Here is a 14,454-nt window from a genome sequence, read left to right as displayed (position 1 = left end):
AGGTTTGGGAGGGGAAAACCGGATCTGATACAATTTGCGATCGCCCTTCTCACCCAATCAGTGGGGGCAAGCCTCTGTGCTTGCCACCATTTATCCTTCCCCATATCGCCTCAATAAAGCATTCACAACCTGCGGGGAAATGTAGTTCCAGCTCTCCGATGCGACTCAAGATAATCAAACAACTGGCATCGGCAATGACAACATCAGGCATTTTCAAGATCCGACTCTAAATCTTCGACGGAAGGGCTAAACACCGAAACATTGTAATCCGCGATCGCCCCAATAAATTCTTTTTTCGTCAAACCCGCCAACTCCGCAGCCTGTCCCGAAGTTAACGTCCCGTTTTCATATAACTTGGCAGCGATCAACAACCGCAACTCTTCGTCACTGTGTTCGAGAGTGTCGGGAAAATTTAATTGTAAAGTTCGCACCTTCATGTTTAGATATTTCTCCCTGATAATTTTAGATATCGTAGGGGCAAGCCTCTGTGCTTGCCATCCTCACCCCATCAGTAGGGGCAAGCCTCTGCGATCGCCATCCTCACCCCATCAGTAGGGGCAAGCCTCTGCGATCGCCATCCTCACGAGATCACTCTAGAAACCGGGTTTCTACCCACATCTCCATCAAAAACAAAAATGCTTCTAGAAACCCGGTTTCTTATCCCACGAGATCACTCTAGAAACCGGGTTTCTACCCACATCTCCATCACCAACAAAAATGCTTCTAGCAACCCGGTTTCTTCCCCCCACCGAGCCCTTTAGAAACCGGGTTTCTACCCACATCTCCATCACCAACAAAAATGCTTCTAGAAACCCGGTTTCTTCCCCCCACCGAGCCCTTTAGAAACCGGGTTTCTACCCACATCTCCATCACCAACAAAAATGCTCTTAGAAACCCGGTTTCTTCTTCTTACTCATCCATCAAGAGGAAATTTTTCTCGCCGACGCCGACTGATGGGGATCGATCTGGTGAGTCTCCTTCGCTTTTTCCCGACGTTGATGATTCCAGTAAGAGATACAGGGAATTTTCTCCAAGTAACAGCGATCGGCATATTTTTTGGCGATGTCGGTGACTTCTTCGAGCAAACCCGCCTCCAATGTGATGGGTTGCAACCCGTGCCCCAAAAACTTGTCGTTCGTCACATACAGATCGTTTTCATCCGCTTCCATCCGGGGATTGGGAACATAGTCAATTTCCGCACCCGTTATCTCGGATACCATCTTCGCCAGATCTCGGACGCGGTGGGTTTCGGTCATCTGGTTGTAAATTTGCACGATATCCCCCTTCGCCGGTGGATTATCCAGTGCCAACTGAATGCAGCGGACGGTATCTTGAATGTGGATGAAGGCGCGGGTTTGTCCTCCCGTACCGTGTACCGTCAGCGGATAGCCGACAGCGGCCTGCATGAGAAAACGATTCAACACCGTCCCATAGTCGCCATCGTAATCAAACCGATTAATTAACCGCTCGTCCTGTTTGGTTTCTTCTGTCTGCGTCCCCCAGACAATCCCCTGGTGAAGATCCGTGACCCGGATGGCATCATTCTTGTTATAGTAGGCGAAGAACAACTGATCCTGGGTTTTTGTCATGTGATAGACGCTGCCGGGATTGGCGGGATACAAAATCTCATTTTGAATCAATTCGCCTGTGTCGGTTTGGACTTGAATTTTCAGATATCCTTCCGGTATCTTCATCCCAGCCGTGCCGTAACCGTAAACCCCCATCGTGCCCAGGTGCACCACGTGAACGTCCAAATTGGATTCGACGATCGCCGCCAATAAATTGTTGGTCGCATTCAGATTATTATTGACCGTGTAGCGTTTGTGCCAGGAACTTTTCATCGAGTACGGAGCGGCCCGCTGCTCGGCAAAATGGATAACGGCATCGGGTTTGAACTCCACGATCAAATCCAGCAGGCGGGCGTAATTGTCGGCGACATTCAGATTGAAAAATTGGATCTGTTTGCCGCTAATTTCCTGCCACGCTTTCAGGCGAATTCCGAGGGGCTGAATGGGCGTCAGGCTTTGGATTTCCAATTCATTATCGATATTCCGGCGCGACAGATTATCAACGATAACGACCTCGTGTCCGAGGGCGGACAAGTGGAGAACCGTCGGCCAGCCGCAAAAACCGTCTCCGCCCAATACCATGATTTTCATAAACTGCTCCCAAGCATTTACTAAGTTGTTCTCTGTCAATCCAACAAATTATTATACACTTTCCCAGCGTATTAATAATTCGCTCTACAAATTTGAGTCATATCTATGTATATTACAGCTATATCATTGAGATTGTAATCCAGAACGGTACACCTGAAAAGCTCCCGAACCGAAAAAATTTTCTCGCCCTCACCCCCAACCCCTCTCCCAATTCTGGGAGAGGGGAGCTCAATTTGCCATCGCTATCCCATCTCTCGCCCTCACCCCCAACCCCTCTCCCAATTCTGGGAGAGGGGAGCAAGAGTTCCCCCCAAAATTGGGGGGTTAGGGGGGCTTCCGGCACTTCTCGCCCTCACCCCCAACCCCTCTCCCAATTCTGGGAGAGGGGAGCTCAATTTATATCAGATAATCTCAAATATTTGCCGGTCTTTTTAATATCTTTTATTTCCGGATTTTGAACGGTCATCGCCGCACCTCCCGCAACGCTTAAAATCCGCCGATCGCGATCGCCCTCACCCGTTCAAATCCTCCACAAATGCCCGGTGTTCGGCAGACGCCAACCCCTCCTGCAACTTCGCCAAAACCGGCGCCATCTGCCCCGCCAACAGCGGTTCCACATCCAGCCACAACCCCGGAAAAAACGGACTCTTCAGACACCCGGACTCGTCCGCCTCCTGCCGGCGATACTCCCCATCTTCGAGCACGTACCAGCGAAATTCTCGTTCCCCCACCACCCAAACCAGATATTCCCGCACCCCATTGCGGCGGTAAACCCGCAACTTGTCGTGGAGGTCGTAGGATGCGGTACTCGCGGCGATTTCCACGACCAATTCCGGCGCCCCTTCGATATAATCGTCCTCGCTGATTCGCGATCGCCCCCCCGCCTCCTCCTCCAGACGCAGCAAGGCATCCGGTTGGGGTTCGCTGTCCAAATCCAGGCGCATGGTCGTATTGTCACACACCATAATATTTGGAGTATTGGCTTCATAGACCATCAACCAGCCCATTACCAGGCTGTGGGGTCTTCCATGTTGTCTGGCTCTGACCGGTGATGGCACGTAAACGACTCCTTCAATCAATTCTGCCTTTTTGACATCCGGCGACCACCGGTAGCGGCGCTCGAATTCCGGCTGGGACAGGCGATCGCCATTTTCCAAAATCGGCAGAAGTTCCTGAGATGCTGATTGAGTCGAACTCATGACAAACCTTCCCCAATATCTGTGATTCAGTTTATCAGAAGATTGGGCCTATGGCGGGGAGTGGGGAATAGGGAATAGGGAATAGGGAATAGGGAATAGGGAATAGGGAATAGGGAGCGAGTGGAACATCTGGACTGCTTGGGAATCGCCCCCGGTCGCCCCCGGTCGCCATCACTCCCCCAACAGCCGCATCACGAAGCGATCGCGCCCTTGTGCCTTAGCTTCGTAGAGGGCGATATCCGCCCCGGCAACGAGTTGGTCGAGGCTCAGGTCAAAATGGGGGTAAACACTCGCCCCCCCCAGACTGAGGCTCACATATTCGCCGATGGGAGACATTTTGTGGAGCCGCCGCAGCCCCCGAATTTCCGCCCGGATCGCCTCCGCGACGTAGCCGGTTCCCTCGCCGTCCGTGTTGGGCAGAATCACGGCGAACTCCTCCCCCCCGTAGCGGGCCACCAAATCCCCCGGACGTCGCACGGCGCGACTCAGGGCGCGGGCGACCTCCTGCAGACAGCGATCGCCCTCCTGATGCCCATAGGTATCGTTGTAGCGCTTAAAAAAATCGACATCGCACAAAATCAGCGAAATCGGCGTCCCCTCCCGGATCGCCCGCCGCCACTCCGCGTCCAAATAGCTGTCGAACTGTCGCCGGTTGGGCACCTGGGTCAACCCGTCCAACGTCGCCAGACGCTCCAACTGCTGGTACAGTTCCGCCTGTTGGATGGCGATGCCCAACTGCAGGGCCAGTTGTTGCAGGAAGTCGATCGCCGCCGTCTCCCACTGGCGGGGTTCGGAACAGTGCTGCACCATCAGCAGCCCCCAAAGGCGATGGTGGGGACCCGACCCCGACTCTCCCGACACCTCGGCGAGTACCCCATTCAAAATCGGAATGACCAAATTCGCCTTAACCTGCAACTGGGACAACAAATTGATATCGCACCGGCCCGGGTCCGCAGTCGAAATGTCGGTGAGCGCCTGGACTTTTCCCTGCCGGTAGCGTTCCAGATATTGGGGAGTCCAGCAATCCTCCGTCACCGCCGTCCCCACCACGGACTGCCAGCCGGGGGCCACGGATTCCACCACCATCGTGCCGTTCCCGTCCTCCCGGAATTGGTAGATCACCACCCGGTCCGTGTGCAGGTACTCCCGCACCTCCGCCACAGTAGTTTGTAAAATATCATTTAACTTCAGCGATCGCCGGATGCGTTGGGTGATCGAAAACATCAGCCGTTCCCGTTCCGCCTGCTGCCGCAAATTCTGTTCGGCCCGCTTGCGATCGGTGATATCCTCCACCATCCCCTCATAGTAGAGGGTCCGTCCTTGCCAGTCCTTAACGGCCCGGGCTTTTTCAGAAATCCAGATGATCCGGCCGTCGGCGCGGTACACCTGGGACTCGAAATTAACGATCGCCTCCGACTCCCGCAACTGGCGGATGAACTCGTCCCGGCGATCGGGATCGACGTACAACTGTCGGGTGATGTCGGTCAGTTGCGCCATCAGTTCCCCGGGGGTGGCGTAGCCGTAAATCTTAGCCAGGGCCGGGTTGACATTGAGGTATTTTCCCTCCGGCGTGGTTTGAAAGATCCCCTCGATCGCATTTTCAAACAAACTGCGGTACTCCTGTTCGGTGACTTGCAAAGCGTCGAGGGCCCGCTTGCGCTCGGTGATGTCCCGGTAGGAACTCAAAAATAACTTGTCGTCCCCATTGTCCAGGATCGAGGTGGACACCAGCAGGGTCTTGCGATCGCCGGATTTGGTGCGGATCGTCGTCTCCACGTCCCGGACGCCCCCCCGTTCCAAAATTTCGTAGAGTCCGGACAGGGCGGCGGCGTGGGCTTGGGGGTCGGGGTAGAGCCGGCGCAAAAAATCCTGGGAACTTTCCGCCTCTTGCAGGCTGTAGCCGGTAATTTCCCGCATTTTGGAATTGTAGACGATAAACTTCCCCCGGGAATTGCTCAGGGTGATGCCCTCTCCCACGGTTTCGATCGCGCAGGTCAACTGGCGGGCCGTCTGCAGAATTTGGGCCTCCGTTTGCCGGCGGTCCGTGATGTCCTCGCACGTCACCAAAATCCCCACCACGTTGCCCCCGTTGTCGTGGAGGGGGATGCGGTTGGTTTCCCAGTCGGCCGTCCCACCCCCGGGGCGGGGCCGAGTTTCGATGTGGCGGTATTCCGGGGCGTCGGTTTCCATGACCCGGCGATCGCGGACCCGCATCCGTTCGGCCTGTTCCCCCCAGGGGAGATCCTCGTCCCTCAACCCCGCGATCGCCTCGGAACTCCCCAAACCGGCACATTCGGCCCCCCGGCGATTGCACCCCAAATACACCGAGTCGCGGTCCTTCCAAAAAATCGCCTCCGGGATGTTGTCCGTCACCAACTGCAACATCTTTTGCGATCGGTCCAGGGCTTCCCGGGCCCGGAGGCGTTCCTGGATTTCTTGCTGCAGTTGCCGTTCGGCCCGCATCAGTTCCGCCGTCCGCAGGGCGACCGCCTCCCGCAGGTGGCGACACAGGTGCAGCAGTTCTTCCTCGGCCCGCCGGCGCTCGGTGACGTCGATGCCAGACCCGGCGTAGCCCAAAAACGTCCCGTCCGGCGCGAATTGGGGAACCCCCGTGTCGAAAATCCACCGGTACTCCCCATCAAACCGCCGCAGGCGATATTCCTGTCGGAAGGGGTTGCGATCGCCCAAGGCTTGCCGGTAAGCTCTCAAACAGTTTTCGCGATCGTCCGGGTGCACCCCCGCCACCCAGCCTTCCCCCAGTTCCGCTTCCAAGGGACGCCCGGTCAACTCCAACCAAGTGTCGTTGAAAAATGTACACGCTCCTTCCGGGTCGGACATCCACATCATCACGGGTGTCGGTTCCGCCAAACCCCCGAACCGCTTTCTGTCCCGTTCGATCGCCAGGGCCAAGCGGTGCAGGTTCACATCCAAATCGAGTAGCTGTTCCGAACCGAAATTTTCTCCGTAGTGGCAACGGCTACACTCAATCAATTCTGTGTTTCCCATAGGGCGATTTCATATCGATTGCCATTCGGATAATTATACTTCCATCCCCCCGGGTAAGATGTTGTGAACCCGACCACAATCCGTCCCGATTCGTGCTAACATATCGTGATTGTTTGCATCTTTTTTTTCAATCCCCTGCCCTCCACCCGCCCGAGTCGGAACGGCGATCGGGGTGACTCCGACCGGAGCGATTGTAACGAGTTTTGATCGGGTGAGGGATGCACCATTTTTGTCCGCAGATTTCGCAGAATTCGCAGATGGGGAAATTTGCCCCTTCTCCGAACGGTCGGCCCCGACTGCCGCCCGACCGGACAGCTTCCCGCCCGATTGATATCATAATTTTTCCAGTTTTTAATGTCAAGTTAAAACATCAATGTCAGATTCAGAACGTCGAATTTGCATCGTATTTGGAACCCGGCCGGAGGCGATCAAGATGGCGCCCGTCGTCCGGCAATTCCGGCAGTCCTCCCACTGCCAAGTCCGCGTTATCCTGACGGGGCAGCACCGGGAAATGGTCGCACAAGTTATGGATCTTTTTGACCTCAAAGCCGACCGCGACCTGCAAATCATGCGGCACCAACAAACCCTGACGGACATCACCTGCCGCAGTTTGGAAGGACTCGGAAAGCTGTTTGAAGAAATTGCCCCCCACATGGTTCTCGTCCAGGGCGACACCACCACCGCCTTCGCCGCCGCTTTAGCCGCATTTTATCAGAAAATCCCCGTCGGCCACGTCGAGGCTGGACTGCGGACCGACGACCTCTTCAACCCCTACCCCGAAGAGGCCAACCGCCGCCTCATCTCCCAACTCGCCCGACTCCATTTCGCCCCCACCCGACAGGCGGTCGAAAACCTCAAAAATTCCGGCGTTGTCGGGGAAATTTATCAGACGGGAAATACCGTCATCGATGCGTTATTGTCGGTGGCAAAAACCCACCCGAAACTCGATATTCCCCATCTCGATAGTGAGAATAAACGCCTGATTTTGGCGACGGTCCACCGCCGGGAAAATTGGGGGGAACCTTTGGAAGGGATCGCCCGGGGATTTCGGCAAATTCTCGATCGCTTCCCCGACACGGTTTTACTTCTCCCCCTGCACCGAAATCCGACCGTGCGAGAACCCTTAAAAAAAGCCTTGGGCGACCATCCCCGGGTGATTTTGACCGAACCCCTCGACTACGCCCAACTCGTCGCAGCGATCGCCCGATCGCATTTCCTCCTCACCGACTCGGGGGGACTCCAGGAGGAAGCCCCCAGCCTGGGAAAACCCGTTTTGGTATTGCGAAAAACTACGGAACGCCCGGAAGCGATCGCGGCCGGAACCGCCCAACTCGTCGGCACCGAATCCGAGGACATCTTGGCAGCCGCCTCCTCACTCCTCGCCGACCCCGACGCCTACCAAAAAATGGCGACCGCCATTAATCCCTTCGGGGACGGCCGCGCCGCCGAACGCATCGTCCGCGAGGTCGAAAACTATTTCCATAGTCCGGCTCGGGGAGTGGGTTGACAGTCACTTCGCAATTTGCTAAGTTATAACGATCAGTTTTCGGACATCCTCATCCTTGAAATTATAAAGAGCAAAATCAGATGTTTACTACCAATGATAATTATTTGAAAATTCTCTCAGCCTGTCCTCCCCGTCCTATCAAAAATCGGGATGAATTTCTAAAAGTTCAAGCTGTTATAGACGGTTTAATCGACCAACCGGAATTGAGTCCCGATGAACCGGATTACCTAGACGTTTTGGGGACCCTCGTTTATGACTATGAAGAACGGGTCGAAGAACCGATTCCCGACATTTTTGGCGTGGAACTGTTGAAAGTTCTAATTGCCGACCGGGGGATGAAACAAAAAGATCTGGTTCCCATTTTTAAAACCGAATCGATCGCGTCGGATATTTTGAACGGAAAGCGTCAGTTGACCGTGGAACACATTCAAAAATTGGCGGAATTTTTCCACCTTTCCCCGGCCGTCTTTTTTTCGACATCCCATGCCACGGAATAGAAACAGAGGATCTCATCACCCGGTCGTCCCCGAAGCATTGACGGCCGGCGATCTTCCGGATCGCACCGCCGACGGGTTAAAATCTGTAGCAAAGCCGGATCAAATTTAATCTACACTATGGATACAAGAGCATTTAGACGATCGCTCCAGCATTCGGACTCCTACAACCGCAAGGGCTTCGGGCACAAAGAAGAAGTGGCCGGAGTCATGGACACAGCCTACAAAAGCGGCCTGATCCAGGAAATCAGAGACAATAATTATACTCTGAGACGGGGTGACGTCACCATCCGGCTGGCGGAGGCCTTCGGATTCTGCTGGGGGGTGGAACGGGCCGTGGCGATGGCCTACGAGACGCGGCAACATTTTCCAGGCGATCGCATCTGGATCACCAACGAAATCATCCACAACCCCTCCGTCAACCAGCATTTGCGGGATCTGAACGTCGAGTTCATCCCCGTCGAAGACGGCCAGAAAGACTTCTCCGTGGTGGAAGCCGGCAATGTCGTCATCCTCCCGGCCTTCGGGGCCAGCGTCCAAGAAATGCAGATCCTCAACGACAAAGGTTGTAAGATCGTCGATACCACCTGTCCCTGGGTGTCGAAAGTTTGGAATACCGTCGAAAAGCACAAGAAAAAACAGTACACCTCCATCATCCACGGGAAATACAAACACGAAGAAACCGTCGCCACCAGTTCCTTCGCGGGTAAATATTTGGTGGTGTTGAATTTAGAAGAGGCCGAATATGTAGCCGACTACATCCTCAACGGCGGCGATCGCGGGGCGTTTTTGGCAAAATTCGACGGTGCCCACTCCGAGGGATTCGACCCCGATCGCGACCTCGACTGTATCGGCGTCGCCAACCAAACCACCATGTTAAAAAGCGAAACCGAACAGATCGGAAAACTGTTTGAACGGATTCTGATGAAAAAGTACGGTCCGGAGAATTTGAACCAACATTTCCAAAGTTTCAATACCATCTGCGACGCCACCCAGGAACGCCAGGACGCGATGCTGAATTTGGTGGAGGAAAAATTGGATCTGATGTTGGTGATTGGCGGGTTCAACTCCTCGAATACCACCCACCTGCAAGAGATGGCGATCGAACGGGGAATTCCCTCCTATCACATCGACGGTCCCGATCGCATTCTCGGCGGAAACCAAATCGAACACAAACCCCTGGGCCGGGATCTCGAAATCGCCGAAAACTGGCTTCCGAACGGTCAAATCGTGGTGGGCGTCACCTCCGGCGCCTCCACCCCGGATCGGGCCGTAGAAGGGGCGATCGAGAAACTCTTCGCCCTGAAACTGATTGGGGTGTAGGGACAATTGATAATTGACAATTGACAATTGACAATTGACAATTATCAATTTCCGCCCTCCTGCCCGGGAGCCCCGCCACCTCCCCCGCCTCTCAACTTCCGGGCAAAGTCGAATAAATCTTGATAGGCTAGAACGGTATAGCTGACCGATCCGATCCAATTGCACAGATCGAAATCCAGGGAGCGCAGAAAAATCATGCGGATTGATCCGTCGGTTGATATCCGTTGAAAACCAACTTGTAGACCAGCCTAGGGTAGAGGAAGTGACCATGAAAGCCATGATTTTGGCCGCGGGCAAGGGTACTCGCGTTCGTCCCATTACCTACACCATCCCCAAACCTCTGATTCCCATCCTCCAGAAACCGGTGATGGAATTTTTGGTGGATCTGTTGCGGCGACACGGTTTCGACCAAATTATGGTCAACGTCAGCCACTTGGCGGATGAAATCGAAAACTACTTTCGCGACGGCCAACGCTTCGGCGTCGAAATTTCCTATTCTTTCGAGGGGAGTATCGAAGATGGCAATCTGATCGGGAAAGCCCTGGGATCGGCCGGGGGGATGAAGAAGATCCAGGATTTCAATCCCTTTTTCGACGATACCTTTATCGTCCTCTGCGGCGACGCCCTGATCGATTTGGACCTGACGGAGGCCGTGAGGTGGCATAAAGAAAAGGGTGCGATCGCCACCGTCGTCATGAAATCCGTACCGAAAGACCAGGTGTCGAGTTACGGCGTCGTCGTCACGGACGAGGAGGATCGGATCAAGGCGTTTCAGGAAAAACCCTCCGTCGAGGAAGCCCTCAGCACCAGCATCAACACCGGAATTTATATCTTTGAACCCGAGATTTTCGACTACATTCCCTCCGGCTGCGAGTACGATATCGGTGGCGACCTGTTCCCCCATCTGGTGGAAATCGGCGCCCCCTTCTACGGCATCACGATGGATTTTGAATGGGTGGACATCGGCAAAGTGCCCGACTACTGGCGGGCGATTCGCAGCGTGTTGCTGGGCGAGGTGAAAAATGTCCCCATCCCCGGGCGGGAAGTCGCCCCCGGCGTTTACACCGGGTTGAACGTGGCTGTCAATTGGGATAAAGTTCACATCGAAGGGCCGGTTTACATCGGCGGGATGACCCGCATCGAAGATGGCGCCACGATCGTCGGTCCGACGATGATCGGGCCGAGTTGTTCGATCTGTAGCGATGCCTACGTCAGCAACAGCGTGATCTTCGAGTATTCCCGTCTCGGCCGCGGCGTCCGCCTGGTGGACAAGTTGGTGTTCGGCCGCTACTGCGTGGACAAAGAGGGGGCCGCCATCGATGTCCAAGCCGCCGCCCTGGACTGGCTGATCACCGACGCCCGCCAGGTGATCGCCGAGCCCCCCGAAGAACATCGGGCGATCGCGGATATTCTCAGCACGTCCTGAGAAGTGAGACAAGAGGGGTGAGAAGTGAGACCATTCTCGCTCCCAACTTCTCACTCTTTGCTCCTTCCCTGTCGAGTTGGCTTTGTCATGTCTTCAACGATCTGCGATCGCGCGTCATTCAAATTAGCCGAACCGGGTGCATCCTACCCCACCCAACCGTCCGGCGATCGCGATGGCGGACTCCGGTTGGTGGAAGTGTTGGTGGACTTGCCGACTCGGCGGGTGACGACGGCGGAAGAAGAGACGGAAAACCTCTATACCTACGGCATTCCGGCCCACCTCGACATCGAACCCGGGGATATTCTCAGCGTGCCTTTCGGCAGCCAGCAGGTGGGGGCGATCGCGATCCGGTTGGTGTCCGACCTGCCCCCCGGCTTGGCCCCGAACCGCCTGCGGGACGTGGAAGACGTCACCGGCCGCGGCTTCTTCCCCGCCACCTACTGGCAACTCCTCCAACGGGTTTCCAACTACTACCAAACCCCCTTAATTCGGACGATCCGCACCTCCCTGCCGCCGGGGTTGCTGCGTCGGAGTCAGCGTCGCATCCGCCTGATTCCGGAAGCCGTCCCCCCCCACGCCGAACAGTTTTTGCAGCCGTCCGCCCAGACCATCCTCCGCCTCCTCACCCAATCCGGTACGGGGGATTACACCTGGCAATATCTCCAGCGGCAGGTGAAGGGCGGCTATCGCGGACTGCAAGATCTCCTCAAACGGGGGTGGGTGGAAAGTTACCTGGAACCGCCGAGCCCCCCCCGCCCGAAACTGAAACAGGCGATTACTCTGGTTGTGGATTTGCCCCCCCGAGATCTCACCCCCCGCCAGCGGGAGGTTTTGGAAAGTCTGCGACGGCGGGGAGGCGAAATGTGGGTGACGGAGTTGCTGCAAACCTGCAACACCAGTTCGGGTTTGCTGAAAACCCTGCAAGAAAAGGGGTGCGTCGTCCTGGACGAGCGGGAAGTCTTGCGGCGCGATCGCGGCATCCCCACCGCCCCCGATCGCCCCAAATCCCTCACCCCCCACCAAGAAAGCGCTTTGGAGATCGTCAATCATCTGTCCGGCTTCCAGCGGGTGCTCCTCCACGGCGTCACCGGGTCGGGTAAAACGGAGGTGTATTTGCAAGCGATCGCCCCCATTTTGGAGCGGGGACTCTCGGCCCTCGTCCTCGTCCCGGAAATCGGCCTGACTCCCCAACTCACCGACCGCTTCCGCGCCCGGTTCGGCGACCGCGTTTTCGTCTACCACAGCGCCCTGTCCGAGGGCGAACGCTACGACACCTGGCGCAACATGACCCGGGGAACGCCCCAAGTGGCGATCGGGACGCGATCGGCCATATTCGCCCCCCTGCCCAATTTGGGGTTAATTATCCTCGACGAAGAACACGACGGCAGCTTCAAACAAGACCAGCCCCAGCCCTGCTACCACGCCCGCACCGTGGCGATTTGGCGGGCCGAACTGGAAGATTGTCCCCTGATTTTGGGGTCGGCCACGCCCTCCCTGGAAAGCTGGCAAGAACACCGCCACACCTCCGACCCCCACACCCACTACCTCTCCCTCCCCGAGCGGGTGTTCTCCCGCCCCCAACCCCCCGTGGAAGTCGTGGATATGCGGCGGGAGTTGAGGCGGGGAAATCGATCAATTTTTAGCTACAGTTTGCAGGAGGCGATCGGCCAATTGCGCGATAACAACCAACAGGGCATCCTCTTCATCCACCGCCGGGGACACAGCACCTTCGTCTCCTGCCGCAGTTGCGGCTACGTCGTGGAATGCCCCCACTGCGATGTCTCCCTCTCCTACCACCACACCCACGCCGACGCCGTCCCCCGGTTGCGGTGCCACTACTGCAACTATTCCCGCGACTACCCCCAACGCTGTCCCGAATGCGATTCCCCCTACTTTCGACATTTCGGCAGCGGCACCCAGCGCGTCGCCCAGGAATTGCAGCGGACGTTCCCGGAATTGCGCTTCATCCGCTTCGACAGCGACACCACCCGCGCCAAAAACGCCCACCGGGTGCTGCTGACTCGCTTCGCCCACCGGGAGGCGGATTTGTTGGTGGGGACCCAGATGCTCACCAAAGGGTTGGATTTGGATTCCGTCGGGTTGGTGGGGATCGTGTCGGCGGACGGACTGCTACACCTGTCGGACTACCGGGCCGGGGAACGGGCGTTTCAGACGCTGTTGCAGGTGGCCGGACGGGCGGGGCGGGGCGACGATCCCGGCCGGGTGATTTTGCAGACCTACACCCCCGAACATCCGGTCATCCAAGCGGTGCGGAACCACGCCTACGAAGCTTTTGTGGAAGCGGAACTGCGGCAGCGTTCGGAACTCAATTATCCCCCCTCCGGCCGGCTGATCTTGCTGCGGTTGAGCGGCGCCGATGCCGGAGAGGTGGAGCGGACGGCCGAAAATCTGGCGCTGGAGTTGCAGGGGGCGATGGGGAATTCGATTGGGGAACTGTTGGGGCCGGCTCCCGCCCCCGTGATGCGGGTCGCCGACCGGTATCGCTGGCAGGTTTTGTTGAAGTTGCCCCCGTCTGAGGCGGAAATCCCCCCCATTTTTGACTCTTTGGGAAGAGGCCGTCCCCGCTCCGTCCGCCTGACGATTGATGTCGATCCCCTGACATTGGGATAAAAATGGGGATCGAAGGGTGCGACTCAAAGCGCCGAAAAGCTGACCTAGATGGATTTACAGCCTCCGGTGAAGTATCGTTTGCTACAAACTTTCCCGGCGGATCTGATATCTTATATCGGCATATCTGGGTAAGATAGCAAAGTGGACACTTTGTCAAATTATTGTTACCATTTGTAACAATTGCCCCGAGTGGCAAATCCAGCTTAGGAACTTACATCTAATCGTTCAGGAGTTCAAATCATGATGGAATCAAACGGCAACCTATCTTTGGAACAACAATTCAACCTGTCTTCGTTCAAAATGCAGGTGAACCAGATGAGTCGGGAACAGGCTCAAGAGTTTTTGGTGAACCTCTACGAACAAATGTTGATTCGAGAGAATATGTACCAGCATTTTCTCAAGTACCAGTGGGGTTTGGAGTCCAGTCCGGGTACTGAATAAACTCCCACTGCTGTCGATACCAGTCGGCGACCTGGTGTCTCTTACTTTTTTCCCGTCCGGAAGCGAGTTGGGGGTAGCGGGGCGTCCACTTTACAAAATAATTAACAATTAATAATTAATAATTAATAATGAAAGAGGGAGTAGGGAGTAGGAAATAGGGAGTAGGGAGTAGGGAGTAAAATTTGTAGGGGCAACCGTCCCGGGTTGCCCAACCGTCCCGGGTTGCCCAACCGTCCCGGGTTGCCCAACCGTCCCGGGTTGCCCAACC

At 56.0% G+C, this 14,454-nt stretch carries 10 protein-coding genes; 6 read left to right on the top strand and 4 right to left on the bottom strand.

Features of this window, described 5'->3' with window-relative positions; genetic code table 11:
* Nucleotides 1–203 precede the first annotated feature (203 nt).
* The 4 genes from LKE08_RS18820 to LKE08_RS18805 all read right to left on the bottom strand — a co-directional run bounded on the left by LKE08_RS18820 (nucleotide 204) and on the right by LKE08_RS18805 (nucleotide 6,364).
* Nucleotides 204–437, bottom strand: coding sequence for a UPF0175 family protein (locus tag LKE08_RS18820; RefSeq protein WP_324705790.1), 234 nt, complete (start codon nucleotides 435–437; stop codon nucleotides 204–206).
* 483 nt (nucleotides 438–920) lie between these two features.
* Nucleotides 921–2,159, bottom strand: a complete 1,239-nt coding sequence (locus LKE08_RS18815) for an NAD-dependent epimerase/dehydratase family protein (protein ID WP_324705789.1) — start codon at nucleotides 2,157–2,159, stop codon at nucleotides 921–923.
* A gap of 512 nt (nucleotides 2,160–2,671) precedes the next feature.
* The gene (locus LKE08_RS18810; RefSeq protein ID WP_324705788.1) at nucleotides 2,672–3,358 is read right to left on the bottom strand and encodes a Uma2 family endonuclease; all 687 of its coding nucleotides are present in this window, start codon (nucleotides 3,356–3,358) and stop codon (nucleotides 2,672–2,674) included.
* Between the two features lie 171 nt (nucleotides 3,359–3,529).
* Nucleotides 3,530–6,364 carry a PAS domain S-box protein gene (locus tag LKE08_RS18805; protein WP_324705787.1) on the bottom strand — a complete coding sequence of 945 codons (2,835 nt, stop codon included), beginning with the start codon at nucleotides 6,362–6,364 and terminating at the stop codon, nucleotides 3,530–3,532.
* Nucleotides 6,365–6,737: 373 nt separating this feature from the next.
* Between LKE08_RS18805 and wecB the strand changes: the two genes are divergently transcribed.
* The 6 genes from wecB (at nucleotide 6,738) to LKE08_RS18775 (ending at nucleotide 14,186) form a co-directional block, all read left to right on the top strand.
* Nucleotides 6,738–7,871, top strand: coding sequence for a non-hydrolyzing UDP-N-acetylglucosamine 2-epimerase (gene wecB / locus LKE08_RS18800; RefSeq protein WP_324705786.1), 1,134 nt, complete (start codon nucleotides 6,738–6,740; stop codon nucleotides 7,869–7,871).
* Between the two features lie 80 nt (nucleotides 7,872–7,951).
* Nucleotides 7,952–8,368 carry a transcriptional regulator gene (locus tag LKE08_RS18795; protein WP_324705785.1) on the top strand — a complete coding sequence of 139 codons (417 nt, stop codon included), beginning with the start codon at nucleotides 7,952–7,954 and terminating at the stop codon, nucleotides 8,366–8,368.
* 117 nt (nucleotides 8,369–8,485) lie between these two features.
* Entirely contained in the window at nucleotides 8,486–9,688 is a 1,203-nt protein-coding gene (locus LKE08_RS18790; RefSeq protein WP_324705784.1) for a 4-hydroxy-3-methylbut-2-enyl diphosphate reductase, read from the top strand.
* Between the two features lie 268 nt (nucleotides 9,689–9,956).
* Entirely contained in the window at nucleotides 9,957–11,114 is a 1,158-nt protein-coding gene (locus tag LKE08_RS18785; RefSeq protein WP_324705783.1) for an NDP-sugar synthase, read from the top strand.
* An 87-nt stretch (nucleotides 11,115–11,201) separates the two neighbouring features.
* Complete coding sequence (priA, locus tag LKE08_RS18780; protein ID WP_324705782.1) at nucleotides 11,202–13,745, top strand: primosomal protein N'; 2,544 nt, start codon at nucleotides 11,202–11,204, stop codon at nucleotides 13,743–13,745.
* 243 nt (nucleotides 13,746–13,988) lie between these two features.
* The gene (locus tag LKE08_RS18775) at nucleotides 13,989–14,186 is read left to right on the top strand and encodes an NblA/ycf18 family protein (protein ID WP_324705791.1); all 198 of its coding nucleotides are present in this window, start codon (nucleotides 13,989–13,991) and stop codon (nucleotides 14,184–14,186) included.
* The last annotated feature ends 268 nt before the right edge of the window (nucleotides 14,187–14,454 follow it).

It is taken from the genome of Lyngbya sp. CCY1209 (assembly GCF_035615495.1).
Taxonomy (GTDB): Bacteria; Cyanobacteriota; Cyanobacteriia; order Cyanobacteriales; family Microcoleaceae; genus Limnospira.
Note: the sequence above shows the minus strand (reverse complement) of the source record. Positions and strands in the feature narration are given on the sequence as shown.

What these genes read in the sequence shown, in the direction of transcription:
- LKE08_RS18820 (WP_324705790.1), bottom strand. Translation starts at nt 437, where the DNA reads ATGAAGGTGCGAACTTTACAATTAAATTTTCCCGACACTCTCGAACAC.
- LKE08_RS18815 (WP_324705789.1), bottom strand. Translation starts at nt 2,159, where the DNA reads ATGAAAATCATGGTATTGGGCGGAGACGGTTTTTGCGGCTGGCCGACG.
- LKE08_RS18810 (WP_324705788.1), bottom strand. Translation starts at nt 3,358, where the DNA reads ATGAGTTCGACTCAATCAGCATCTCAGGAACTTCTGCCGATTTTGGAA.
- LKE08_RS18805 (WP_324705787.1), bottom strand. Translation starts at nt 6,364, where the DNA reads ATGGGAAACACAGAATTGATTGAGTGTAGCCGTTGCCACTACGGAGAA.
- wecB (WP_324705786.1), top strand. Translation starts at nt 6,738, where the DNA reads ATGTCAGATTCAGAACGTCGAATTTGCATCGTATTTGGAACCCGGCCG.
- LKE08_RS18795 (WP_324705785.1), top strand. Translation starts at nt 7,952, where the DNA reads ATGTTTACTACCAATGATAATTATTTGAAAATTCTCTCAGCCTGTCCT.
- LKE08_RS18790 (WP_324705784.1), top strand. Translation starts at nt 8,486, where the DNA reads ATGGATACAAGAGCATTTAGACGATCGCTCCAGCATTCGGACTCCTAC.
- LKE08_RS18785 (WP_324705783.1), top strand. Translation starts at nt 9,957, where the DNA reads ATGAAAGCCATGATTTTGGCCGCGGGCAAGGGTACTCGCGTTCGTCCC.
- priA (WP_324705782.1), top strand. Translation starts at nt 11,202, where the DNA reads ATGTCTTCAACGATCTGCGATCGCGCGTCATTCAAATTAGCCGAACCG.
- LKE08_RS18775 (WP_324705791.1), top strand. Translation starts at nt 13,989, where the DNA reads ATGGAATCAAACGGCAACCTATCTTTGGAACAACAATTCAACCTGTCT.